The organism is Enterobacter sp. ECC-019, assembly GCF_043974075.1.
Classification (GTDB): domain Bacteria; phylum Pseudomonadota; class Gammaproteobacteria; order Enterobacterales; family Enterobacteriaceae; genus Enterobacter; species Enterobacter asburiae_D.
Genome location: NZ_CP143759.1, coordinates 380,620 through 404,866, shown reverse-complemented (window position 1 = coordinate 404,866; position 24,247 = coordinate 380,620). Strand labels below are relative to the sequence as shown.

23 protein-coding genes are annotated in these 24,247 nt (G+C 56.7%); 17 read left to right on the top strand and 6 right to left on the bottom strand.

Features of this window, described 5'->3' with window-relative positions:
- Positions 1 to 3: 3 nt before the first annotated feature.
- The 3 genes from uvrD to corA all read left to right on the top strand — a co-directional run bounded on the left by uvrD (position 4) and on the right by corA (position 3,474).
- Positions 4 to 2,166, top strand: a complete 2,163-nt coding sequence (uvrD, locus tag V1566_RS02005) for a DNA helicase II (RefSeq protein ID WP_063440063.1) — start codon at positions 4 to 6, stop codon at positions 2,164 to 2,166.
- A gap of 149 nt (positions 2,167 to 2,315) precedes the next feature.
- Positions 2,316 to 2,372, top strand: coding sequence for a YsgD/CorL family protein (gene ysgD / locus V1566_RS02000; RefSeq protein ID WP_212743980.1), 57 nt, complete (start codon positions 2,316 to 2,318; stop codon positions 2,370 to 2,372).
- Between the two features lie 151 nt (positions 2,373 to 2,523).
- Complete coding sequence (gene corA, locus V1566_RS01995) at positions 2,524 to 3,474, top strand: magnesium/cobalt transporter CorA (RefSeq protein ID WP_008501540.1); 951 nt, start codon at positions 2,524 to 2,526, stop codon at positions 3,472 to 3,474.
- A 43-nt stretch (positions 3,475 to 3,517) separates the two neighbouring features.
- Here corA and rarD read toward each other — a convergent pair whose 3' ends face one another.
- Entirely contained in the window at positions 3,518 to 4,414 is an 897-nt protein-coding gene (gene rarD, locus V1566_RS01990) for an EamA family transporter RarD (RefSeq protein WP_395304931.1), read from the bottom strand.
- 51 nt (positions 4,415 to 4,465) lie between these two features.
- Positions 4,466 to 4,933: an acyl-CoA thioesterase YigI gene (gene yigI, locus V1566_RS01985; protein WP_008501538.1), complete on the bottom strand. Its 468-nt coding sequence runs from the start codon at positions 4,931 to 4,933 to the stop codon at positions 4,466 to 4,468.
- Positions 4,934 to 5,096: 163 nt separating this feature from the next.
- Here yigI and pldA point away from each other — a divergent pair, with 163 nt between their 5' ends.
- From pldA to rhtC, 3 genes are all read left to right on the top strand, one after another.
- On the top strand, positions 5,097 to 5,966 hold the full coding sequence (pldA, locus tag V1566_RS01980; RefSeq protein ID WP_395304930.1) for a phospholipase A: 870 nt from the start codon (positions 5,097 to 5,099) through the stop codon (positions 5,964 to 5,966).
- Between the two features lie 90 nt (positions 5,967 to 6,056).
- Complete coding sequence (gene recQ, locus V1566_RS01975) at positions 6,057 to 7,886, top strand: ATP-dependent DNA helicase RecQ (RefSeq protein ID WP_395304929.1); 1,830 nt, start codon at positions 6,057 to 6,059, stop codon at positions 7,884 to 7,886.
- A 61-nt stretch (positions 7,887 to 7,947) separates the two neighbouring features.
- Positions 7,948 to 8,568, top strand: coding sequence for a threonine export protein RhtC (gene rhtC / locus V1566_RS01970; protein ID WP_010426287.1), 621 nt, complete (start codon positions 7,948 to 7,950; stop codon positions 8,566 to 8,568).
- Here rhtC and rhtB read toward each other — a convergent pair.
- Positions 8,565 to 9,185, bottom strand: coding sequence for a homoserine/homoserine lactone efflux protein (gene rhtB, locus V1566_RS01965; RefSeq protein ID WP_008501533.1), 621 nt, complete (start codon positions 9,183 to 9,185; stop codon positions 8,565 to 8,567). The two genes, rhtC and rhtB, sit on opposite strands and share 4 nt — an antisense overlap.
- A gap of 109 nt (positions 9,186 to 9,294) precedes the next feature.
- Between rhtB and pldB the strand changes: the two genes are divergently transcribed.
- The 3 genes from pldB to V1566_RS01950 all read left to right on the top strand — a co-directional run bounded on the left by pldB (position 9,295) and on the right by V1566_RS01950 (position 12,101).
- A complete protein-coding gene (pldB, locus tag V1566_RS01960) occupies positions 9,295 to 10,287 on the top strand; it encodes a lysophospholipase L2 (RefSeq protein ID WP_395304928.1) in 993 nt (330 codons plus the stop codon).
- A gap of 31 nt (positions 10,288 to 10,318) precedes the next feature.
- On the top strand, positions 10,319 to 11,119 hold the full coding sequence (yigL, locus tag V1566_RS01955; RefSeq protein WP_395304927.1) for a sugar/pyridoxal phosphate phosphatase YigL: 801 nt from the start codon (positions 10,319 to 10,321) through the stop codon (positions 11,117 to 11,119).
- A gap of 82 nt (positions 11,120 to 11,201) precedes the next feature.
- The gene (locus V1566_RS01950) at positions 11,202 to 12,101 is read left to right on the top strand and encodes a carboxylate/amino acid/amine transporter (RefSeq protein ID WP_395304926.1); all 900 of its coding nucleotides are present in this window, start codon (positions 11,202 to 11,204) and stop codon (positions 12,099 to 12,101) included.
- On the opposite strand, the gene metR is transcribed toward V1566_RS01950, so the two are convergent.
- Positions 11,989 to 12,942, bottom strand: coding sequence for an HTH-type transcriptional regulator MetR (metR, locus tag V1566_RS01945; protein WP_395304925.1), 954 nt, complete (start codon positions 12,940 to 12,942; stop codon positions 11,989 to 11,991). The two genes, V1566_RS01950 and metR, sit on opposite strands and share 113 nt — an antisense overlap.
- A gap of 115 nt (positions 12,943 to 13,057) precedes the next feature.
- Between metR and metE the strand changes: the two genes are divergently transcribed.
- On the top strand, positions 13,058 to 15,319 hold the full coding sequence (metE, locus tag V1566_RS01940; protein WP_395304924.1) for a 5-methyltetrahydropteroyltriglutamate--homocysteine S-methyltransferase: 2,262 nt from the start codon (positions 13,058 to 13,060) through the stop codon (positions 15,317 to 15,319).
- A 48-nt stretch (positions 15,320 to 15,367) separates the two neighbouring features.
- Here the strand turns inward: metE and V1566_RS01935 are convergent, their stop codons facing one another.
- Complete coding sequence (locus tag V1566_RS01935) at positions 15,368 to 16,831, bottom strand: glycoside hydrolase family 1 protein (protein WP_395304923.1); 1,464 nt, start codon at positions 16,829 to 16,831, stop codon at positions 15,368 to 15,370.
- Between the two features lie 38 nt (positions 16,832 to 16,869).
- Positions 16,870 to 17,676 carry a dienelactone hydrolase family protein gene (locus V1566_RS01930; RefSeq protein WP_395304922.1) on the bottom strand — a complete coding sequence of 269 codons (807 nt, stop codon included), beginning with the start codon at positions 17,674 to 17,676 and terminating at the stop codon, positions 16,870 to 16,872.
- A gap of 255 nt (positions 17,677 to 17,931) precedes the next feature.
- On the opposite strand from V1566_RS01930, the gene udp reads away from it, so the two are divergent.
- The 7 genes from udp (at position 17,932) to tatB (ending at position 24,245) form a co-directional block, all read left to right on the top strand.
- Positions 17,932 to 18,693 carry a uridine phosphorylase gene (gene udp, locus V1566_RS01925; RefSeq protein WP_003860792.1) on the top strand — a complete coding sequence of 254 codons (762 nt, stop codon included), beginning with the start codon at positions 17,932 to 17,934 and terminating at the stop codon, positions 18,691 to 18,693.
- A gap of 139 nt (positions 18,694 to 18,832) precedes the next feature.
- On the top strand, positions 18,833 to 20,290 hold the full coding sequence (gene rmuC / locus V1566_RS01920; RefSeq protein ID WP_395304921.1) for a DNA recombination protein RmuC: 1,458 nt from the start codon (positions 18,833 to 18,835) through the stop codon (positions 20,288 to 20,290).
- 66 nt (positions 20,291 to 20,356) lie between these two features.
- The gene (gene ubiE, locus V1566_RS01915) at positions 20,357 to 21,112 is read left to right on the top strand and encodes a bifunctional demethylmenaquinone methyltransferase/2-methoxy-6-polyprenyl-1,4-benzoquinol methylase UbiE (RefSeq protein WP_023309612.1); all 756 of its coding nucleotides are present in this window, start codon (positions 20,357 to 20,359) and stop codon (positions 21,110 to 21,112) included.
- 13 nt (positions 21,113 to 21,125) lie between these two features.
- Complete coding sequence (gene ubiJ, locus V1566_RS01910; protein ID WP_023309611.1) at positions 21,126 to 21,731, top strand: ubiquinone biosynthesis protein UbiJ; 606 nt, start codon at positions 21,126 to 21,128, stop codon at positions 21,729 to 21,731.
- Positions 21,728 to 23,368 carry a ubiquinone biosynthesis regulatory protein kinase UbiB gene (gene ubiB / locus V1566_RS01905; protein WP_029741825.1) on the top strand — a complete coding sequence of 547 codons (1,641 nt, stop codon included), beginning with the start codon at positions 21,728 to 21,730 and terminating at the stop codon, positions 23,366 to 23,368. Before ubiJ ends, ubiB begins: the two co-directional genes overlap by 4 nt.
- A 76-nt stretch (positions 23,369 to 23,444) precedes the next feature.
- Positions 23,445 to 23,699: a Sec-independent protein translocase subunit TatA gene (gene tatA / locus V1566_RS01900; protein ID WP_395304920.1), complete on the top strand. Its 255-nt coding sequence runs from the start codon at positions 23,445 to 23,447 to the stop codon at positions 23,697 to 23,699.
- A 3-nt stretch (positions 23,700 to 23,702) separates the two neighbouring features.
- On the top strand, positions 23,703 to 24,245 hold the full coding sequence (tatB, locus tag V1566_RS01895; RefSeq protein WP_395304919.1) for a Sec-independent protein translocase protein TatB: 543 nt from the start codon (positions 23,703 to 23,705) through the stop codon (positions 24,243 to 24,245).
- Positions 24,246 to 24,247 lie beyond the last annotated feature (2 nt).

The following is a 24,247-nucleotide window of genomic DNA, read 5'->3' as shown; positions in this document are numbered from 1 at the left end:
CCAATGGACGTTTCTTACCTGCTCGACAGCCTTAATGACAAACAGCGTGACGCGGTTGCCGCCTCGCGCACCAACATGCTGGTGCTGGCTGGGGCGGGCAGTGGTAAGACGCGCGTGCTGGTTCACCGTATCGCCTGGCTGCAGAGCGTGGAGAACTGCTCGCCGTACTCCATCATGGCGGTGACGTTTACCAACAAGGCGGCGGCGGAGATGCGCCACCGTATTGCACAGCTGATGGGCACCAGCCAGGGCGGCATGTGGGTTGGCACCTTCCACGGCCTGGCGCACCGCCTGCTGCGCGCGCACCATATGGACGCCAACCTGCCGCAGGATTTCCAGATCCTCGACAGCGAAGACCAGCTCCGTCTACTCAAACGTCTTATCAAGGCGATGAACCTCGACGAGAAGCAGTGGCCGCCGCGTCAGGCGATGTGGTACATCAACGGCCAGAAAGACGAGGGGCTGCGCCCGCACCACATTCAGAGCTTCGGCAACCCGGTCGAGCAGACCTGGCAGAACGTCTACAAGGCCTATCAGGAAGCGTGCGATCGCGCCGGTCTGGTGGATTTCGCCGAACTTCTGCTGCGCGCCCACGAGCTGTGGCTCAACAAGCCGCACATCCTGCAGCACTACCGTGAACGCTTTACCAATATCCTGGTGGACGAATTCCAGGATACCAACAACATCCAGTATGCGTGGATCCGCCTGCTGGCCGGTGATACCGGCAAGGTGATGATCGTGGGCGATGATGACCAGTCGATTTACGGCTGGCGCGGGGCGCAGGTGGAGAACATCCAGCGCTTCCTCAACGATTTCCCCGGCGCGGAAACCATCCGTCTGGAGCAGAACTATCGTTCAACCAGCAACATCCTGAGCGCGGCCAACGCCCTGATTGAGAACAACAACGGGCGTCTGGGTAAAAAGCTGTGGACCGACGGCGTCGACGGCGAACCGATTTCGATTTACTGCGCCTTCAACGAGCTCGATGAAGCCCGCTTCGTGGTGAACCGCATCAAAACCTGGCAGGACAACGGCGGCGCGCTGGAGCAGTGCGCCATTCTTTATCGCAGCAACGCCCAATCGCGCGTGCTGGAAGAAGCCTTGTTGCAGGTGAGCATGCCGTACCGCATTTACGGCGGTATGCGCTTCTTCGAACGTCAGGAGATCAAAGATGCGCTGTCGTATCTGCGCCTGATTGCGAACCGTAACGACGACGCGGCGTTTGAGCGCGTGGTCAACACGCCGACCCGCGGGATTGGCGACCGCACGCTGGACGTGGTGCGTCAGGCCTCGCGCGATCGCCAGCTGACGCTGTGGCAGGCATGCCGTGAGCTGCTGCAGGAAAAAGCGCTCGCCGGGCGCGCCGCCAGCGCCTTACAGCGCTTCCTTGAGCTGATTGACGCCCTGGCGCAGGAAACGGCCGACATGCCGCTGCACGTGCAGACCGACCGCGTGATTAAAGACTCCGGCCTGCGGATCATGTATGAGCAGGAAAAAGGCGAAAAGGGCCAGACCCGTATCGAAAACTTAGAGGAACTGGTGACGGCAACGCGCCAGTTCAGCTACAACGAAGAAGACGAAGACCTGATGCCGCTGCAGGCGTTTCTGTCCCACGCTGCGCTGGAAGCGGGAGAAGGGCAGGCGGACACCTGGCAGGATGCGGTTCAGCTGATGACCCTGCACTCCGCCAAAGGCCTGGAGTTCCCGCAGGTGTTTATCGTCGGGATGGAAGAGGGGATGTTCCCGAGCCAGATGTCGCTGGATGAAGGCGGCCGTCTGGAAGAGGAACGTCGTCTGGCCTACGTGGGCGTGACGCGCGCGATGCAAAAGCTGACGCTAACCTACGCCGAAACCCGCCGTCTGTACGGTAAAGAGGTTTATCACCGTCCGTCGCGCTTCATCGGCGAGCTGCCGGAAGAGTGCGTGGAAGAGGTGCGTCTGCGGGCGAGCATCAGCCGTCCGGTCAGCCATCAGCGTATGGGCTCGCCGATTGCTGAAACCGACACCGGCTACAAGCTGGGCCAGCGCGTGCGCCATTCGAAGTTTGGCGAAGGCACCATTGTGAATCTGGAAGGCAGCGGCGAGCACAGTCGTCTGCAGGTGGCGTTCCAGGGGCAGGGGATCAAATGGCTGGTGGCGGCCTATGCGAAGCTGGAAACAGTCTAACATTCAGAAAAATATCATTATTTTGTAATAATCTGCTAGCCTTATACAGTGAAGGTCAATTAATGCCCTTCAGCGTTCCGTTGCGTGTTGACGCCATAGTTATAGCTGGCGTAACATGCGCGCACGATTACGCTAAGAGGACATTCGCCTTGGACACACCCAGTAGATACTGGCTCAATTCCCTGTCATCCAGGAACAACTCCTAAGGCTATCTCCTCTTGCTGATGGCCTTAGTGGTTGTCAGCGACCTGCATTATTCCCGTCGCGCTGAGTCAGGCTGTTTAATGGTCTGAAACCCAATTTGTTTCTGTGTGCCCACCGAACTGTCCGATATTTTTTGCATTGGGAGTCCCGGTCATGTTGAGCGCATTTCAACTCGAAAATAACCGACTGACTCGGCTTGAAGCCGAAGAGTCACAGCCCCTCATTGATGCCGTATGGGTGGATCTGGTCGAGCCGGACGATGATGAGCGCCTTCGCGTACAATCTGAGCTGGGGCAAAGCCTGGCAACCCGCCCGGAACTGGAAGACATCGAAGCATCCGCGCGTTTTTTTGAAGATGAAGACGGTCTGCATATTCACTCCTTCTTCTTCTTTGAAGATGCGGAAGACCACGCGGGTAACTCCACCGTGGCGTTTACCATTCGCGACGGCCGTCTGTTTACCCTGCGCGAGCGTGAGCTGCCGGCATTCCGCCTCTACCGCATGCGCGCCCGCAGCCAGGCAATGGTGGACGGTAACGCTTACGAGCTGCTGCTCGATCTGTTCGAGACCAAAATTGAACAGCTGGCGGACGAAATTGAAAACATCTACAGCGATCTGGAAAAGCTGAGCCGCGTGATCATGGAAGGTCATCAGGGCGATGAGTACGACGAAGCGCTCTCCACGCTGGCGGAGCTGGAAGATATCGGCTGGAAGGTGCGTTTGTGTCTGATGGATACTCAGCGCGCGCTGAACTTCCTGGTGCGCAAGGCGCGTCTGCCGGGCGGTCAGCTGGAGCAGGCGCGTGAGATCTTACGAGATATCGAATCCCTGCTGCCGCACAACGAATCTCTGTTCCAGAAGGTCAACTTCCTGATGCAGGCGGCGATGGGCTTTATCAACATCGAGCAGAACCGCATCATCAAGATCTTCTCGGTGGTGTCCGTGGTGTTCCTGCCGCCGACGCTGGTGGCGTCCAGCTATGGGATGAACTTTGAGTTTATGCCGGAGCTGAAGTGGAGCTTTGGTTACCCGGGGGCGATTATCTTTATGATCCTCGCGGGGCTGGCGCCGTATCTCTATTTCAAACGCCGGAACTGGCTGTAATAATCTGGCGGGTGGCGCTGCGCTTACCCGCCCTACAAAACACCTACATTCCTTTGCGGGCCCTGCGCTGGGTATAAATCGCATCGGCGACGAAAATCGCCAGCGCCACCCAGATAAAGGCGAACGTCACCATCTTATCCGCCCCCGGCACTTCGCCGTAAAACACCACTGCCAGCAGGAACATCAGCGTCGGGCCAATGTACTGGAAGAAGCCCAGCGTGGAGAGACGCAGGCGCGTCGCGGCACCGGTGAAGCACAGCAGAGGAATGGTGGTCACCACGCCCGCCGCCATCAGCATCAGGTTCAGCGACCACGGGTTGCTGCCCATATGGCTGGTGGCGCTGTCGGCGATGCCGAAGAGATAAATCGCCGCCACGGGCAGCAGCCACAGGGTTTCAAACAGCATCCCCGTCTGCGCTTCCACCGCAATCTTCTTACGCACCAGGCCGTAGAACGCAAAGCTGAACGCCAGACCGAGAGCGATAATCGGCAGCGAGCCGAAGGTCCAGAGCTGCACCAGTACGCCGCAGAAGGCCAGAATCACCGCCACCCACTGCATCCGGCGGAAGCGCTCACCGAGGAAAATCATCCCCAGCACGATGTTCACCAGCGGGTTAATGAAGTACCCCAGGCTCGCTTCGAGCATATGATGGTTATTCACCGCCCAGATAAACAGCAGCCAGTTGCCGCCAATCAGTACCGCTGAGAGCGCCAGCAGGAAGACCTTTTTAGGGGTTTTAAACAGCGTTTTAACGCCCGACCACTGACGGCTGAGGCTCATCAGCGCGATCATAAAAAAGAACGACCAGATAACGCGGTGAGTCAGGATCTCATCGGCCGGAACGTAGGCGATAAGCTTGAAATACGCCGGGGCGATACCCCAAATAAAATAAGCGGCAAGGGCGAGTAAAACGCCCTGCCGCGTCTGTTTAGCATCCATCGGGAAAATCCGTTACAAAAAAGTGAATTAATTTTACCCGATTTTGCTGCCTCAACCCACCATATAAGTGGCGGTTGCGCTGGCGATATAAACCTGTTCTTCGTTGTGTAATTCAACACGCGCCACGGCAACTTTATTCCCCGCGCGCAGCAGGCTGCTGGTACAGGTAAAGCGATTTCCGCGCCCCGGGCGAAGATAGTCGACGCGCAAATCAATGGTACCCATGCGCGCCAGACGCTGGCGGAGTTCGTCTTCGTTAATGGTGTCATGGCGGGTCAGCGTACTGCCCACGCAGACCAGGCCTGCCGCCACGTCCAACGCGGAGGCGATCACGCCGCCATGCAAAATACTTTGCGCCCAGTTACCCACCATCATCGGCTGGTTGTTGAAGCTCAACTGGGCAAAATCTTTCTCGTAACGCTCCAGCTCCAGTCCCAGCGCGCGGTTAAACGGCATATGGTAAACAAAAATCTCGCCCACGAGTTTTAACACTTCTTCGGCGGTAAGCATGGCTGACATGAGGCATTACATCCTTATTGTTAATGAAATGTTGATTTTATGCCTCAGCAATAAGGAATTCCACTTTCAGAAACGAGGATGCAGCAGTTGTCGCAGAAGTCTGTAGAATGTCCGCCACATAACTATTCAGGTAATTTTACTCTTTTGCAGGAGAACACCACCGATGCGGACGTATCTGGCATGGTTACTGGCGGCGGTTGCGCTGCCCCTCACAGCATATGCGCAGGAAGCGACGATCAAAGAGGTGCATGATAAACCTGCCGTTCACGGTAGCATTATCGCGAACTTGCTTCAGGAGCATGACAATCCGTTCACGCTCTATCCGTATGACACCAACTACGTGATTTATACCCAGACCAGCGATCTTAACAAAGAGGCGATAAGCTCCTATAACTGGTCTGAAAATGCGCGTAAAGATGAGGTGAAGTTCCAGCTCAGCCTCGCGTTCCCGTTCTGGCGCGGTATTCTGGGGCCGAACTCGGTGCTCGGGGCGTCTTACACGCAGAAATCCTGGTGGCAGCTCTCTAACAGCGGAGAGTCCTCGCCGTTCCGTGAAACCAACTATGAGCCACAACTGTTCCTCGGTTTTGCAACGGATTATGAATTTGCGGGCTGGACGCTGCGTGACGTCGAAGTGGGCTTTAACCACGATTCCAACGGTCGCTCTGACCCTACCTCGCGCAGCTGGAACCGTGCCTATACGCGCCTGATGGCGCAGAACGGTAACTGGATGGTGGAAGTGAAGCCGTGGTATGTGGTGGGCGAAACGGATGACAACCCGGATATCACCAAATATATGGGCTACTACCAGCTCAAAGTCGGCTACCAGTTAGGTGATGCCGTGCTCAGCGCCAAAGGTCAGTACAACTGGAACACCGGCTACGGTGGCGCGGAAGTGGGCTTAAGCTATCCTGTGACGAAGCACGTTCGTATCTATACCCAGGTGTACAGCGGTTACGGCGAGTCGCTTATCGATTACAACTTCAACCAGACCCGCGTCGGCGTGGGCGTGATGCTGAACGATATTCTCTAGGCAGCTCGAATGTTTTTGCGTTAAACGTTGAAGTTTCTCTCTCAGGCGCTGAAAATAGCGCCTGTTTCATTTCAGGCATATGGGGTTAACGTGGCGCAGGCGGAAGTATTGAATCAGGAGTCGCTGGCTAAACAGGTTTTGCATGAAACCTTTGGCTACCAGCAGTTCCGCCCCGGCCAGGAAACCATCATTGAAACGGTGCTGGAAGGTCGTGATTGCCTGGTGGTGATGCCGACCGGCGGCGGGAAATCCCTCTGCTATCAGGTGCCTGCGCTGGTGCTGAACGGCCTGACGGTCGTGGTATCCCCCCTCATTTCTCTGATGAAAGACCAGGTCGACCAGCTGCTCGCCAACGGCGTGGCGGCCGCCTGTCTTAACTCCACGCAGACCCGCGAGCAGCAGCAAGAGGTGATGGCGGGTTGCCGCACCGGACAGATTCGCCTGCTGTATATCGCGCCGGAACGCCTGATGCTGGATAACTTCCTCGACCATCTCGCGCACTGGAACCCGGTGCTGCTGGCGGTGGATGAAGCGCACTGTATCTCCCAGTGGGGACACGATTTCCGCCCGGAATATGCTACCCTCGGCCAGCTGCGTCAGCGCTTCCCCGAGCTGCCGTTTATGGCGCTTACCGCCACGGCGGATGACACTACACGCCTGGATATCGTTCGTCTGCTCGGGCTGAACGACCCCTACATTCAGGTCAGCAGCTTCGACCGCCCGAACATCCGCTATATGCTGATGGAAAAATTCAAGCCGCTGGATCAGCTCTTACGCTACGTGCAGGAGCAGCGCGGCAAGTCCGGCATCATCTACTGTAACAGCCGTGCGAAGGTGGAAGACACCGCCGCGCGTCTGCAAAACCGCGGCTTTAGCGCCGCCGCGTATCACGCCGGACTGGAGAACCACATCCGCGCCGACGTGCAGGATAAATTCCAGCGCGACGACCTTCAAATCGTGGTCGCGACGGTGGCGTTCGGGATGGGCATCAACAAGCCCAACGTGCGCTTTGTGGTGCATTTCGACATCCCGCGCAATATCGAATCCTACTATCAGGAAACCGGTCGCGCCGGGCGTGACGGCCTGCCTGCGGAAGCGATGCTGTTTTACGATCCGGCGGACATGGCGTGGCTGCGCCGCTGCCTGGAAGAGAAACCGCAGGGACAGCTGCAGGATATCGAACGCCACAAGCTCAACGCGATGGGCGCGTTTGCCGAAGCGCAAACCTGCCGTCGTCTGGTGCTGCTCAACTACTTTGGTGAAGGGCGACAGGAGCCGTGCGGCAACTGCGATATCTGCCTGGATCCGCCGAAACAGTACGATGGCCTGATGGACGCGCGTAAGGCGCTCTCGACCATTTACCGTGTGAACCAGCGCTTCGGGATGGGCTACGTGGTGGAAGTGCTGCGCGGTGCCAATAACCAGCGTATCCGCGATATGGGCCACGACAAGCTGCCCGTCTACGGCATTGGCAAGGATCAGAGCCACGAGCACTGGGTCAGCATCATTCGCCAGCTGATCCACCTTGGCTTTGCCACGCAGAACATTGCCCAGCACTCCGCCCTGCAGCTGACCGAAGCGGCGCGTCCGGTCCTGCGCGGTGACGTTGAATTGAAGCTCGCCGTACCGCGCGTCATCGCCCTGAAGCCGCGCGTGATGCAGAAATCCTACGGCGGCAACTACGACCGCAAGCTGTTCGCCAAACTGCGCAAGCTGCGTAAAGCCATCGCCGATGAAGAGAACATCCCGCCTTACGTGGTGTTCAACGACGCGACGCTCATCGAGATGGCCGAGCAGATGCCGCTCAGCGCCAGCGAAATGCTCAGCGTCAACGGCGTCGGTACGCGCAAGCTGGAGCGCTTCGGGAAGGAGTTTTTGGCCCTCATCCGCTCTCATGCCGACGGTGATGATGAGGAGTAGTCAGCCGGGCAAAAAAGTGTCAGGATGATGACTCACTGAATTATTTCCCTGCGAGCGAATTATGTTGATGCTATTTCTCACCGTGGCGTTAGTGCACATCGTTGCGCTGATGAGCCCGGGCCCGGACTTTTTCTTCGTGTCACAAACGGCCGTCAGCCGCTCCCGCAAAGAGGCGATGATGGGCGTGCTCGGTATTACCATGGGCGTCATGGTCTGGGCCGCGGTCGCGCTGCTCGGTCTGAACCTTATCCTGGCGAAGATGGCCTGGCTGCATAACATCATCATGGTCGGCGGCGGGCTGTACCTGTGCTGGATGGGCTACCAGATGCTGCGCGGGGCGCTGAAGAAAGAAGAGAAAAAACCGGAAGAGCCAAAGGTGGAGCTGGCAACGGGCGGCCGCAGCTTTGTAAAAGGGCTGCTGACCAATCTGGCGAACCCAAAAGCGATTATCTATTTCGGCTCCGTGTTCTCGCTGTTTGTTGGCGATAGCGTCGGTGCGGGCGCACGCTGGGGCATCTTCCTGCTGATCGTCGTTGAAACCTTTGCCTGGTTTACCATCGTGGCCAGCCTGTTCGCCTTACCGGCGATGCGCCGCGGCTACCAGCGTATCGCGAAGTGGATTGACGGCTTCGCCGGCGCGCTGTTCGCCGGCTTCGGCATTCATCTCATCATTTCTCGCTAAGCGTGACGCGCTGACGCAAGCAGCGCGCCAACCAGCATAAACAGCGAGCCAAAGACTTTATTCAGGGCCTTCATCTGCTTAGGCCCTTTGATCCACGCCGCAATTCGCTGCGCCAGCGTCGCGTAACCAATCATCACGATGATATCGACGATAATGGTGGTCGCACCCAGCACCACGTACTGCATCACCTGGGGCTGATGTGGCACGATAAACTGCGGGAACAGCGCGGCGAGGAAAACGATGCTCTTCGGGTTGGTCAGGTTGACGAACACCGCGCGCTTAAACAGATGGCCGCGGTTTTGCGTCTGAGCGAGCGTATTCAGGTTGATGGAGCCTGCCGCGCGCCACTGCTGGATACCGAGCCAAATCAGATACGCTGCCCCGGCCCATTTCAGCACCTCAAAGGCCAGCACGGAGCGGGAGAACAGGGTCCCCAGACCAATCCCGACCAGCACAATATGAATGCCCAGCCCGGTCTGCAAACCGGCAATCGACGCCGCCGCACCGCGATAGCCGTGGTTGATGGAGGTGGTCATGGTGTTAATGGCGCCCGAGCCCGGTGAAAGACTAAGGATGATGGATGTCAGCAGGTAAGCGAACCACCACTCGAAGGTCATTTGAAACTCCCGAATCGTCTGTTTTTATGCCACAATACGCTATTGTTGAGTCATTTTGTGACCGGTTACGAAAAAACGATATTCCTTGGCTTAGGTGAGTAGAAACCCGATGTTTCAGCAGAAAAAGGACTGGGAAACACGAGAAAACGCATTTGCTGCTTTCTCCATGGGGCCGCTGACCGATTTCTGGCGCCAGCGTGAGGAAGATGAGTTTACGGGCGTCGGTGATATACCGGTACGCTTCGTGCGTTTTCACGATAAGAAAAATGACCGGGTCATTGTGGTCTGCCCCGGGCGTATTGAGAGCTATATCAAATACGCCGAACTGGCCTATGACCTGTTCTATCTGGGCTTCGATGTGCTGATTATCGACCACCGCGGGCAGGGGCTTTCTGGCCGCCTGCTATCGGATACGCATCGCGGCCATGTGGATAGTTTCAGCGATTACGTCGACGATCTTGCCGCGTTCTGGCAGCAGGAGGTCGAGCCTGGCCCATGGCGGAAGCGCTATATTCTGGCGCACTCGATGGGCGGTGCGATTTCAACGCTGTTTTTACAGCGTCACGCGCACCAGTGCGATGCCATTGCGCTCACCGCGCCGATGTATGGCATCGTCATGCGTTTTCCTGACTGGATGGTGCGACATATTCTTGACTGGGCTGAGGGCCATCAGCGTATTCGAGAAGGCTATGCCATCGGGACGGGGCGCTGGCGTGCACTGCCGTTTGCGATGAACGTGCTGACCCACAGCCGACAGCGCTATCGTCGTAACCTGCGTTTTTATGCCGATGAACCGCGCCTGCGCGTGGGCGGCCCGACCTATCACTGGGTGCGGGAAGGTATCCTTGCCGGTGAGCAGGTGCTGGCGGGCGTCGGTAATGACGATACGCCAACGCTCCTGATTCAGGCTGAAGAAGAGCGTGTGGTGGATAACCGCATGCATGACCGCTATTGTGAACTCCGCGCTGCCGCCGGCCACCCTTGTGAAGGGGGAGAACCGTTGGTCATTAACGGCGCGTACCATGAGATCCTTTTTGAAAAGGACGCTATGCGCTCAGTCGCGCTCAACGCCATTGTTGAATTTTTCAACAGGCATAATTGATTCTTGTTTTCCACCAGAGGTTGAAATCCCTATGTACCAGGTTGTTGCATCTGATTTAGATGGCACGCTGCTTTCCCCCGACCACACCCTCTCGCCTTACGCGAAAGAAACCTTAAAACTCCTGACCGCTCGTGGCGTGAACTTTGTGTTTGCCACCGGTCGCCACCACGTGGACGTGGGGCAGATCCGCGATAATCTGGAGATCAAATCGTACATGATCACCTCCAACGGTGCGCGCGTGCATGATACCGACGGCAACCTGATCTTTACCCACAACCTGGATCGCGATATTGCCGCCGACCTGTTCGGCGTGATGCACAATAACCCGGAAATCGTCACCAATGTTTATCGCGACGACGACTGGTTTATGAACCGCCACCGCCCGGAAGAGATGCGTTTCTTCAAGGAAGCCGTATTCCAGTACTCACTGTACGAGCCGGGTCTACTTGAGCCAGAAGGGATCAGTAAGGTGTTCTTCACCTGTGTAAATCATGAGGAATTGCTGCCGCTGGAGCAGGCGATCAACGCCCGCTGGGGCGATCGCGTTAACGTGAGCTTCTCAACCCTGACCTGCCTGGAAGTGATGGCGGGGGGCGTCTCCAAGGGTCACGCGCTGGAAGCCGTCGCGAAACGTCTGGGCTTCGAGCTGAAAGACTGCATCGCCTTTGGTGACGGCATGAACGATGCCGAAATGCTTTCGATGGCAGGCAAGGGCTGCATTATGGAGAATGCGCACCAGCGTCTGAAAGATTTGCACCCGGAGCTGGAAGTGATTGGCACCAACGCAGACAACGCGGTACCAAAATATCTGCGCAAATTGTTCCTTGAATAATCTTCATTTGGTTGTTTATTGCTCAGATGTCAACTAAAGAGTTCGCTACAATGCCTCTCCTTCTTTTTGAGAGACAAGCATTGTGGCGCTACTCATTATCACCACTATCCTGTGGGCCTTCTCCTTTAGCCTGATTGGCGAATACCTTGCCGGTTCGGTCGACAGCTACTTCTCGGTGCTGATGCGCGTGGGGCTGGCGGCGCTGGTGTTCCTGCCGTTTCTGCGTACGCGCGGGCAATCGCTGAAGACGATTGTGCTGTACATGCTGGTGGGGGCGATGCAGCTCGGCATCATGTATCTGTTTAGCTTCCGGGCTTACGTCTATCTGTCTGTCTCCGAGTTCCTGCTCTTTACCGTGCTGACGCCTCTCTATATCACGCTGATTTACGACCTGCTCAGCAGGCGCCGCCTGCGTTGGGGATATCTTCTGAGCGCGGCACTGGCGGTGGTCGGCGCGGCGATTATTCGCTATGACAAAGTCAGCGATCATTTCTGGACCGGGCTGATGTTCGTCCAGCTCGCCAACATCAGTTTCGCTATCGGCATGGTGGGCTACAAACGCCTGATGGAAACCCGTCCGATGCCGCAGCATAACGCGTTCGCCTGGTTTTATATGGGCGCCGCGATTGTCGCTGTAGCAGCGTGGTTTATGCTCGGTAACCCGCAAAAACTGCCGACCACCACCGTGCAGTGGGGCGTTCTGGTCTGGCTGGGCGTGGTGGCGTCAGGGCTGGGGTACTTCATGTGGAACTACGGCGCTACGCAGGTAGACGCCGGTACGCTGGGGATCATGAACAACGTGCATGTCCCGGCAGGGCTGCTGGTCAACCTCGCCATCTGGCAGCAACAGCCGCACTGGCCGAGCTTCATTATTGGGGGAGCGGTGATCCTGGCTTCGCTGTGGGTCCATCGCCGATGGGTCGCTCCGCGCTCCGCACAAACGGAAGATGGTCGCACGCGTGGTTCCGCGCTGAGCGAATAAACGCCTCTGTAATCGGCTGACGCTGCTCGCCATCGCGCACGGCGGCGTACAGTCGGCTCCACAGTCCTTCACCCAGGGTTTTGGTCTGCACCAGACCCTGGCGTTCAAAACTCTCCACCACCCAGTGCGGCAGCGCCGCGATACCCATTCTGGCCGCCACCATCTGAATCAGCAGCAGCGTGTTATCCACGCTTTTCAGTTGCGGGCTAATACCTGCGGGCTGCAGGAAGTGGCGCCAGATATCCAGACGACTGCGCTGGACCGGATAAATCAGCAGCGTTTCTGTCGCCAGATCTTCCGGCGTGATGCGCGTTTTACTCGCCAGCGGATGGTCCGGCGCCAGCACCAGGCGCACTTCATAATCAAACATTGGCGAATAGTGCAGGCCGCTGCGCGGCAGGATGTCAGAGGTCATCACCAGGTCAAGCTCACCCTGCTGCAGCGACGGCTGCGGGTCAAAGGTCACGCCGGATTTGAAGTCCATCTCCACCTGCGGCCACTTCTGACGGAAGTTCTCAAGCGCGGGGGTCAGCCACTGAATACAGCTGTGGCACTCAATGGCGATACGCAGTTTGGTCTGCTGCGGTTCGTTACACGCCTGCAGCGCGCTGGCGATTTGCGGCAGTACTTGATTCGCCAACTGAAGAAGAATTTCCCCCTGCGGCGTAAAGCGCAGGGGCTGGCTCTTACGCACAAAAAGACGGAAGCCGAGGCGTTGTTCCAGATCGCTGAACTGGTGAGAAAGGGCGGACTGGGTCTGGTGCAGCGTGGCCGCAGCCGCCGCGAGCGAGCCGCAGTTCCGCAACGCTTGTAGCGTTTTCAGGTGTTTTATCTCGATCATGAAAGTCCTTCACTTCGCCATGAACATATTGCGCTTGAGGAATATACAGTACCTGCCAATTATAGAAGTGTAAACATCTGGACGTCTAAATAACGAATTTCATAAGGGGCACACCATGACAATCCGCAATCACACACTCGGTTTCCCTCGCGTTGGCCTGCGTCGCGAGCTGAAAAAAGCGCAAGAAAGCTACTGGGCGGGTAACGCCACCCGTGAAGACCTGCTGGCGGTGGGGCGCGAGCTGCGCGCCCGCCACTGGGAGCAGCAAAAACAGGCGGGCATTGACCTGCTGCCGGTGGGCGATTTCGCCTGGTACGACCATGTTCTGACGACCAGCCTGCTGCTTGGCAACGTGCCGGCTCGTCATCAGAACAAAGATGGATCGGTAGATATCGATACCCTGTTCCGCATCGGCCGTGGCCGTGCGCCGACCGGTGAGCCTGCGGCAGCGGCGGAAATGACCAAGTGGTTTAACACCAACTATCACTATATGGTGCCGGAGTTCGTGAAAGGCCAGCAGTTCAGGCTGACCTGGACGCAGCTTCTGGACGAGGTGGACGAAGCGCTGGCGCTGGGGCATCAGGTGAAACCGGTGCTGCTCGGGCCGGTAACCTATCTGTGGCTGGGCAAAGTGAAAGGTGAGCCGTTTGACCGACTCAGCCTGCTGAAGGATATCCTGCCGGTCTACAAACAGGTGCTGATTGAGCTGGGCAAGCGCGGCATTCAGTGGGTACAAATCGACGAACCGGCGCTGGTGCTTGAGCTGCCGCAGGTTTGGCTCGATGCCTTCAAACCGGCGTATGACGCGCTCACCGGGCAGGTGAAGCTGCTGCTCACCACCTATTTCGAAGGCGTGACGCCAAACCTGAAGACCATTACCGCGCTGCCGGTGCAGGGCCTGCACGTTGACCTCGTTCACGGTAAAGATGATGTGGCGGAGCTGCACAAGCGTTTGCCAGCGGACTGGCTGCTTTCCGCCGGGCTGGTTAACGGTCGCAACGTCTGGCGCGCCGATCTGACCGAGAAATATGCACAAATCAAAGACATCGTCGGCAAACGTGAGCTATGGGTGGCCTCTTCCTGTTCCCTGCTGCACAGCCCGATCGATCTGAGCGTAGAGACCCGCCTGGATGCCGAGGTGAAAAGCTGGTTTGCCTTCGCCCTGCAAAAATGCGAAGAGCTGACGCTGCTGCGCGACGCGCTGAACAGCGGCGACACGGCGGCGATTACCGAATGGAGCGCCCCGATCCAGGCGCGTCGTCACTCGGCGCGCGTGCACAACCCGGCGGTGGAAAAACGCCTGGCGGGCATCACCGCCCAGGACAGCCAGCGCCAGAGCCCTTATGAGGTGCGCGCTGAAGCGCAGCGCGCCCGTTTCAACCTGCCCGTCTGGCCGACCACGACGATAGGCTCTTTCCCGCAAACTACGGAGATCCGCGGCCTGCGTCTGGACTTCAAAAAGGGCAATCTGGATGCGAATCACTATCGCACCGGCATCGCGGAACACATCAAGCAGGCGATTATCGAGCAGGAACGCCTGGGGCTGGACGTGCTGGTGCACGGCGAGGCCGAGCGTAACGACATGGTGGAATACTTTGGTGAGCATCTGGACGGCTTTGTCTTTACCCAGAACGGCTGGGTGCAGAGCTATGGCTCCCGCTGCGTGAAGCCGCCGGTGGTTATCGGTGACGTCAGCCGCCCGCAAGCGATCACTGTGGAGTGGGCGAAGTATGCCCAGTCCCTGACCGACAAGCCGGTAAAAGGGATGCTGACCGGTCCGGTGACCATTCTCTGCTGGTCGTTCCCGCGTGAAGACGTGACCCGTGAAACCATCGCCAAACAGATTGCCCTGGCGCTGCGTGATGAAGTGGCAGATCTGGAAGCCGCAGGCATTGGCATTATTCAGATTGACGAGCCGGCGCTGCGTGAAGGCCTGCCGCTGCGCCGCAGCGACTGGGATGCCTACCTGCAGTGGGGCGTGGAGGCATTCCGCATTAACGCCGCGGTGGCGAAGGATGACACGCAGATCCACACCCACATGTGTTACTGCGAATTTAACGACATCATGGATTCGATTGCCGCGCTGGATGCCGACGTGATCACCATCGAGACCTCGCGTTCAGACATGGAGCTACTGGAGTCGTTTGAAGAGTTCGACTACCCGAATGAAATCGGGCCGGGCGTGTACGACATTCACTCCCCGAACGTGCCGAGCGTGGAGTGGATTGAAGCCCTGCTGAAAAAAGCGGCCCAGCGCATTCCGGCAGAGCGACTGTGGGTGAACCCGGACTGCGGACTGAAAACCCGCGACTGGCCGGAGACGCGCGCGGCGCTCGGCAACATGGTGAAGGCGGCGCAGAATTTGCGTCAGGCGTAATTGTGACGCGCGATGGCCGGGCGTCTGCCCGGCCTGAAATGCGCATTCTTAGCTCAGATCAGCGCCGTTGCTGGCAATCACTTTTTGGTACCACCAGAAGGAGTCTTTTTTCAGCCGTTTCAACGTACCGTTGCCTTCATCGTCCTGATCGACATAGATAAAACCGTAGCGTTTGGACATCTGCGAGGTGCCCGCGCTAATGATGTCGATACAGCCCCACGTGGTGAACCCCATCACCTCCACGCCTTCATTAATCGCGGCCAGCGTTTGCGCGAAGTGCGCGCGGAAATAGTCGATTCGATAGCTATCGTGGATCCTGCCGTTTTCGACCACATCCTTCGCGCCCAGACCGTTTTCAACGATAAACAGCGGTTTCCGGTAACGGTCATACAGCTCCAGCAGCGAGATTTTCAACCCAAGCGGATCAATCTGCCATCCCCATTCAGACGCAGGCAGATACGGGTTTTTCACACCGAGAACGGTATTCCCGGGAATGCGTTCGGCGTCAGGCTGAGTGGATTCGGTCATCGACATGTAATAGCTGAAGGAGACGAAATCGACGGTATGCACCTTTAAAATACGCCGATCGTCAGGGTGCATTTCAATATGGATATCCCGTCTTTCCAGATCGCGTAGGATCAGCGGCGGATAGTCGCCAAATACCTGCACGTCGGCATAAAAATAGTTTTCCAGGTTTTTCTTCAGCGTGGCTTCAACGTCTTCCGGACGGCAGCTGTGCGGATAGGTCGTCAGTTTCGTCAGCATGCACCCGACCTGGCTGCCCGGAATTTTGGCGTGGCAGTCTCGGGTGACCAGTGCAGACGCAACAAACTGATGGTGCAGACCCTGATAGATATCCTGTTTCGCGTTGCCCGGCGCGCTTTTCTCTTCGCGAATGCCCGCGGTCGTAAAGGGATGACGGTGAATACTGTCTATTTCATTGAAGGTTAGCCAGTAACGCACCAGCTCTTTGTAGCGGTCAAAACAAACATTGCAGAAGCGAACAAAGGCATCGACCACATTACGATGCACCCAGCCGTTATATTTTTCGCTCAGCGCCAGCGGCATTTCGTAGTGGGAAAGGGTGACCAGCGGCTCGATGTTATGACGACGCAGCTCGCGGAACAGTTCTTCATAAAACTGCAGCCCGGCCTCGTTTGGCTCGGCGTCCTCTCCGGTCGGGAAAATACGCGACCAGGCAATGGATACGCGCAGCACCTTAAAACCCATCTCAGCAAACAGCGCGACGTCGTCTTTATAGTGGTGATAAAAATCGATACCGCGGCGTTTCGGGTACAGCGCATCATTTTTACCTTCAAACGCGTCGCGGATGTTCTCGTCCGTCAGGCCCATATGGCCGCTGTAATCTTTCACAGAGAGGTTGGGTTTCCAGGCGACAGCATCGGCAACGGACGGCCCTTTGCCGTCCGCGTTCCATGCGCCTTCTGCCTGATTGGCGGCAATCGCGCCGCCCCATAAAAAACCGTGTGGAAACGAGAGGGAATTGCCCATAACACGCACTCCTTATGCGTCATGATGATGGGAAAGGCTTACCCTTTTTTACCACCGTACTGACGGAACCACGTAAGCATCCGCTGCCATCCATCTTTAGCCGATTCAGCATGATAGCTCGGACGATAATCGGCGTTAAACGCATGCCCGGCATCCGGGTAAACCACAATCTCTGCCTTCGCATTTGCTGCGCGGAGCGCATGGCGCATGGTTTCTACAGAATCAAGCGAAATACCAGTGTCCTGTCCGCCGTAAAGCCCTAACACGGGGGCATTTAACTCAGTGGCGATATCGACGGGATGTTTCGGTGAATTCAGCGTTTTTTCACCCACCAGTTTGCCGTACCAGGCGACAGCGGCTTTGAGCTGCGGGTTATGCGCGGCATACAGCCAGCTAATGCGCCCGCCCCAGCAGAAACCGGTGACCAGCAGACGATGCGGATCCCCGCCGTTGCGCGCCGCCCAGCTGGCGACGTGATCGAGATCGGCCAACACCTGCGCGTCCGGGACTTTGCTGACCAGGTTGCTGAGCAATGTTGGAATATCGCTGTAGTCGTTCGGATCGCCCTGACGGAAGTAGAGCTCTGGCGCAACGGCCAGATACCCTTCCAGCGCCAGCCGACGGCAGAGGTCGCGAATGTGTTCGTGAACACCAAATATCTCCTGAATCACAATCACGATGGGCAGCGGGCCGTCTGCCGATTTTGGCCGTGCGTGATAAGCAGGCATATTCTCCCCCTGCGAGGGAATGGAGGTCTCACCCGCGGTAATTGCCGCTTCTGGCGTCGACACGATGGTTGAAGCATGTGGGGCAGCAGCAGGTGCAAAACCGGTTTTTTCAGTCATGGCATTCTCCGTACCAATGAGTTAGCGCAAAGGTAAATATAGACACCAGGTTAACAACTCACAGTGCCTTAAACGGTCTATCTTTTGTGCAGCACCTGGCGATATAACTTGTTAATGTGATGTAAATCACCTTTTTATGGAAATTCAATGTAATCATTTTCATTCATGGTGAGGTGTGTCACGAAAATATGCTTACTGCTTCTGTAAAGTACCGTTTTACTTCTTCTGACTAACCGACCCACAGAGGAGTCACCTATGTCTAAGTCTGATGTTTTTCATCTCGGCCTCACTAAAAACGATTTACAAGGGGCTACGCTCGCTATCGTCCCTGGCGATCCTGAGCGTGTGGAAAAGATCGCCGCGCTGATGGATAAGCCGGTCAAGCTGGCTGCCCATCGTGAGTTCACCACCTGGCGCGCAGAGCTGGATGGCAAAGCGGTGATCGTGTGCTCTACCGGTATCGGTGGTCCGTCTACCTCTATTGCTGTTGAAGAGCTGGCGCAGCTGGGCATTCGCACTTTCCTGCGTATCGGTACCACCGGCGCTATCCAGCCGCACATCAACGTCGGCGACGTGCTGGTTACGACCGCGTCCGTCCGTCTGGACGGCGCAAGCCTGCACTTTGCACCAATGGAATTCCCGGCAGTAGCTGATTTCGAATGCACCACCGCGCTGGTTGAAGCGGCGAAATCCGTAGGCGCAACCACCCACGTGGGCGTAACCGCCTCTTCCGACACTTTCTATCCGGGCCAGGAGCGTTATGACACCTTCTCAGGCCGCGTGGTAAGCCGCTTCAAAGGCTCAATGGAAGAGTGGCAGTCCATGGGCGTGATGAACTACGAAATGGAATCCGCCACGCTGCTGACCATGTGCGCAAGCCAGGGTCTGCGCGCCGGTATGGTGGCGGGCGTTATCGTCAACCGTACCCAGCAGGAGATCCCGAACGCCGAAACCATGAAACAGACCGAAAGCCATGCAGTGAAAATCGTGGTGGAAGCAGCGCGTCGCCTGATCTAATCCTCTCTTCTGAAATCAAAGGCCGACGCGTTCGGCCTTTATTTTTTGCGTAGCGCCTCGCAGGAAAACCCTTTCAAACTGGACGTTTATACAGCACAATTCTATTTTGTGCGGGTAATACGTTGATGCAGGGGGCATTGTGGATATCTCAATCCTGATTTACGCGGTGATTGTGCTGGTGGGCTTAGGGATTGGCTGGCTAATTTCCAGCTACCAGCATGCACAGCAGAAGGCCGACCAGTTGGCCGAGCGAGAAGAGATGGTCGCCGATTTAAGCGCGACAAAACAGCAGCTTGCGCTGAGCGAACACTGGCGCGACGAGTGTGAATTGCTCAATAACGAACTGCGCAACCTGCGTGATATCAACACGTCACTGGAGGCCGATCTCCGCGAAGTGACCACCCGCCTTGAATCCACCCAGCTGCATGCGGAAGACAAAATCCGCCAGATGATCAACAGCGAGCAGCGCCTCAGCGAACAGTTTGAAAACCTCGCTAACCGTATTTTTGAGCACAGCAACCGCCGCGTTGACGAACAGAACCGCCAGAGCCTGAACAGCCTGCTGACGCCCCTGCGCGAACAGCTGGACGGTTTTCGTCGTCAGGTGCAGGACAGTTTTGGTCAGGAAGCCCGCGAGCGGCACACGCTTGCGCATGAGATTCGCAATCTCCAGCAGCTGAATGCCCAGATGGCGCAGGAAGCGGTCAATCTGACCCGCGCGCTGAAAGGGGATAACAAAACCCAGGGCAACTGGGGAGAAGTGGTGCTGACCCGCGTACTGGAAGCCTCTGGTCTGCGGGAAGGATATGAATACGAAACGCAGGTCAGCATTGAGAACGATGCCCGCTCGCGCATGCAGCCGGATGTGATTGTGCGGCTGCCGCAGGGTAAAGATGTGGTGATTGACGCCAAAATGACGCTGGTGGCCTATGAGCGCTACTTCAACGCCGAAGATGACTACACCCGCGAATCGGCGCTGCAGGAGCACATTGCCTCCGTGCGTAACCACATTCGCCTGCTCGGCAGAAAGGACTACCAGCAGCTGCCGGGTCTCCGCTCGCTGGACTATGTCCTGATGTTTATCCCGGTAGAACCCGCGTTTCTGCTGGCACTCGACAGACAGCCTGAGCTTATCACCGAAGCGCTCAAAAATAACATTATGCTGGTCAGCCCCACCACGCTGCTGGTGGCGTTACGCACCATTGCGAACCTGTGGCGCTATGAGCACCAGAGTCGCAACGCGCAACAGATTGCCGATCGTGCCAGCAAGCTTTACGACAAAATGCGCCTTTTCGTGGACGACATGTCATCAGTCGGGCAGAGCCTGGATCGTGCGCAGGATAACTACCGCCAGGCGATGAAAAAACTCGCCTCCGGACGCGGCAACTTGCTGGCACAGGCCGAATCATTCCGCAGCCTGGGGGTTGAGGTTAAACGCGAGATTAATCCGGAACTGGTCGAACAGGCCACCGCCCAGGACGACGAGTTTCGCCTGCGAGAAGGTGCGGACGAACAAAAGACAAACAGTGAAGACAACACGTTAGCGGTGGATTTATCACCAGACGAGACTCCAGCGCGTTTCTTTAGCGGTGGTTGAAACGTAGGGCAAACGCGCCCAATCTGTTACACTTCACGAACATTTTACTGATAAGCAGGCTCTGAGATGGCTGACGATTCACAAGACACAACGCACTTTGGCTTTCAGACTGTCGCCAAAGCGCAGAAAGCTGACATGGTGGCCCACGTATTTCATTCCGTGGCGGCGAAGTACGATGTGATGAATGACCTGATGTCGTTCGGCATTCATCGCTTGTGGAAGCGCTTCACCATTGACTGTAGCGGCGTTCGTCGTGGACAAACGGTGCTGGATTTAGCCGGCGGCACGGGCGATTTAACCGCGAAGTTCTCCCGTCTGGTGGGCGAAACCGGTCGCGTTGTTCTTGCCGATATTAATGACTCCATGCTGAAAATGGGACGCGAAAAGCTGCGTAACATCGGCGTGGTGGGGAATGTGGAATATGTGCAGGCAAACGCCGAAGCGCTGCCATTCCCGGACAATACCTTTGACTGCATCACGATCTCTTTCGGTCTGCGTAACGTGACCGATAAAGAAAAAGCGCTGCGCTCCATGTACCGCGTGCTGAAGCCGGGTGGACGTCTGCTGGTGCTCGAGTTCTCTAAACCGATCATTGAGCCGCTGAGCAAAGCCTACGACGCCTATTCCTTCCACGTGCTGCCGCGTATTGGTGAGCTGGTGGCTAACGACGCTGAAAGCTACCGCTATCTGGCGGAATCTATCCGTATGCACCCGGATCAGGACACATTAAAAGCCATGATGCAGGATGCAGAATTTGAGAACGTTGAATATTTCAACCTGACGGCGGGCGTCGTCGCGCTGCATCGCGGTTACAAATTCTGAGTGGAGGTCTCCCGTGCCCTTTAAACCCTTAGTCTCCGCAGGCGTCGAGAATGTACTGAACGCTTTTCTGTATCGCGCTCCGGCGCTGAAAGCTGCACGTCAGCGGCTAAACGGGAAGGTATTACGTATTGTTTTAAAAGAGTTATCGACGCCGCTTGTACTGGTATTCAGCGAACGCCAGCTTGACGTTCTGGGGGCGTGGGAAGGTGAAGCAGACTGCTCGGTCATCACGCACATGAGCGTGCTGCCAAAACTGCGCGATCGCCAGCAATTAACGGCGCTTATCCGCAGCGGTGAGCTGGAAGTGGAAGGCGACATTCAGGTCGTGCAGAACTTCGTTGCGCTCACCGATCTGGCGGAGTTCGATCCGGCGGAGCTGCTCGCGCCTTTTATCGGCGACATTGCCGCCGAAGGCATCGGGAAAGTCCTTCATGGTGGCGCCTCCTTTGCGCGAAAAAGCCTCCAGCGCCAGCAACGTTATGCGGCGGAAGTGCTGACTGAGGAGTGGCGAATGGCGCCCGGGCCACTGGAAGTTGCATGGTTTGCGGAAGAGACCGCAGCTGTTGAACGTGCGGTTGATGCGTTAACCAAACGGCTGGAAAAACTGGAGGGCAAATGACGCCTGGTGAAATTCGGCGCCTCTATTTTATTATTCGCACTTTTTTGAGCTACGGGCTCGACGAGCTTATCCCCAAAATGCGAATCACGCTGCCACTTCGTATCTGGCGGCGGATGCTCTTCTGGATGCCCAATCGCCATAAAGGTCAACCGCTGGGTGAGCGTCTGCGTCTGGCGCTGCAGGAGCTCGGTCCGGTTTGGATTAAATTCGGACAGATGCTGTCGACCCGCCGCGATCTCTTCCCGCCTCTGATTGCCGATGAGCTCGCGATGCTGCAGGATCGCGTCGCACCGTTTGACGGCGCGCGCGCGAAAAAGCAAATTGAAGAAGCGATGGGCAATGTACCCGTCGAGACCTGGTTTGACGATTTCGACATTAAGCCACTGGCATCGGCCTCTATCGCGCAGGTGCACACCGCGCGTCTGAAAGAAAACGGCAAAGAAGTCGTTATTAAGGTCATTCGTCCGGACATCCTGCCAGTCATCAAAGCGGACATGAAGCTGATTTATCGTCTGGCGCGCTGGGTACCCCGCTTGCTGCCGGACGGGCGTCGCCTTCGTCCACTGGAAGTGGTGCGGGAATATGAAAAAACGCTGATTGATGAGCTTAACCTGCTGCGCGAATCGGCAAACGCCATTCAGCTGCGTCGCAACTTTGAAAACAGCCCGATGCTCTATGTACCTGAAGTCTATTCTGACTACTGCAGCCAGAACATGATGGTGATGGAGCGTATCTACGGTATCCCGGTTTCGGATGTGGTGGCCCTGGAGAAACAGGGAACGAACATGAAGCTGTTGGCCGAGCGTGGCGTACAGGTCTTCTTTACCCAGGTGTTCCGCGACAGCTTTTTCCATGCGGACATGCATCCGGGCAATATCTTCGTGAGCTACGAACACCCTGAGGATCCGAAGTATATCGGCATCGACTGCGGGATTGTGGGGTCGCTGAACAAGGAAGATAAACGGTATCTGGCTGAGAACTTCATCGCGTTCTTCAACCGCGACTACCGTAAGGTGGCCGAACTGCACGTCGATTCCGGCTGGGTGCCGCCCGACACCAACGTCGAAGAGTTCGAGTTCGCGATCCGGACCGTTTGTGAGCCGATTTTTGAAAAACCGCTGGCGGAAATCTCCTTCGGGCACGTGCTGTTAAACCTGTTCAACACGGCTCGCCGCTTTAATATGGAAGTTCAGCCACAACTAGTTTTACTTCAGAAAACATTACTTTACGTTGAGGGTGTAGGCCGACAGCTCTATCCTCAGTTAGACTTGTGGAAGACCGCGAAACCTTTCCTTGAATCCTGGATTAAGGATCAGGTTGGCATTCCGGCGCTGGTGCGCTCGCTGAAAGAGAAAGGTCCGTTCTGGATAGAAAAAATGCCTGAAATTCCTGAACTGGTTTATGACAGTTTGCGTCAGAGCAAGAACCTTCAGCACAGCATGGATAAAATCGCCCGCGAGCTTCAGTCCAGCCGTGTTCGCCAGGGACAGTCACGCTATCTCTTTGGGATTGGCGCAACGCTGCTGCTGAGCGGTACGCTGCTGCTGATCAACCGTCCGGACTGGCAGATGATGCCCGCCTGGCTGATGGCTGGCGGAGTGGTAGTCTGGCTTGCCGGCTGGCGAAAAACACGCTGAGCATGCGTCGCTATCGACGGGTCGCATACGTATAATGCGATCTGACTCATTAATCATCTATCCCTGAGGAACATGTATGGGTGGTATCAGTATCTGGCAATTGTTGATCATTGCCGTCATCGTCGTGCTGCTGTTTGGCACCAAAAAGCTCGGTTCTATTGGTTCCGATCTGGGCGCGTCTATCAAAGGCTTCAAGAAAGCGATGAGCGATGATGAGAGCAAGCAGGATAAAAACAGCCAGGACGCTGATTTTACTGCTAAATCCATCGCCGATAAGCAAGAGGAAGCCAAAAAGGAAGACGCTAAACGCCACGATAAAGAGCAGGTGTAAGTCGTGTTCGACATTGGTTTTAGTGAGCTCCTGCTGGTCTTTGTGATTGGCCTGATTGTGCTGGGGCCGCAGCGTCTGCCGGTGGCAGTGAAAACCGTTGCGGGCTGGGTTCGTGCGCTGAGATCGCTGGCTTCGACCGTTCAGAATGAACTGGCGCAGGAGCTTAAGCTGCAGGAATTTCAGGAAAGCCTGAAAAGGGTCGAGAAGGCGAGCATGGATAACCTGACGCCGGAACTGAAAGCGTCAATGGATGAGCTACGCGAAGCGGCGGAATCGATGAAGCGCTCCTATAGCGTTAACGATCCTGAAAAGGCGAGCGATGAAGCGAACACCATCCATAACCCGGTGGTGAAGGGCAGCGAGGAGCAGCGCGAGGGCGTAACGCCTGCCAGCGCTGAACATCAGGCAGCCGCGCCAGAACAAACGCCGCAGGAAACCGAAGTGAAAAAACAGGCTCAGCCGGAAGAGCTGGTGGCAAAAACGGCGGAAGTGAAGCCCGCTGCGTCCGTTTCCGAATCATCCCCCTCGTCGAGTGATAAAGCGTAAAC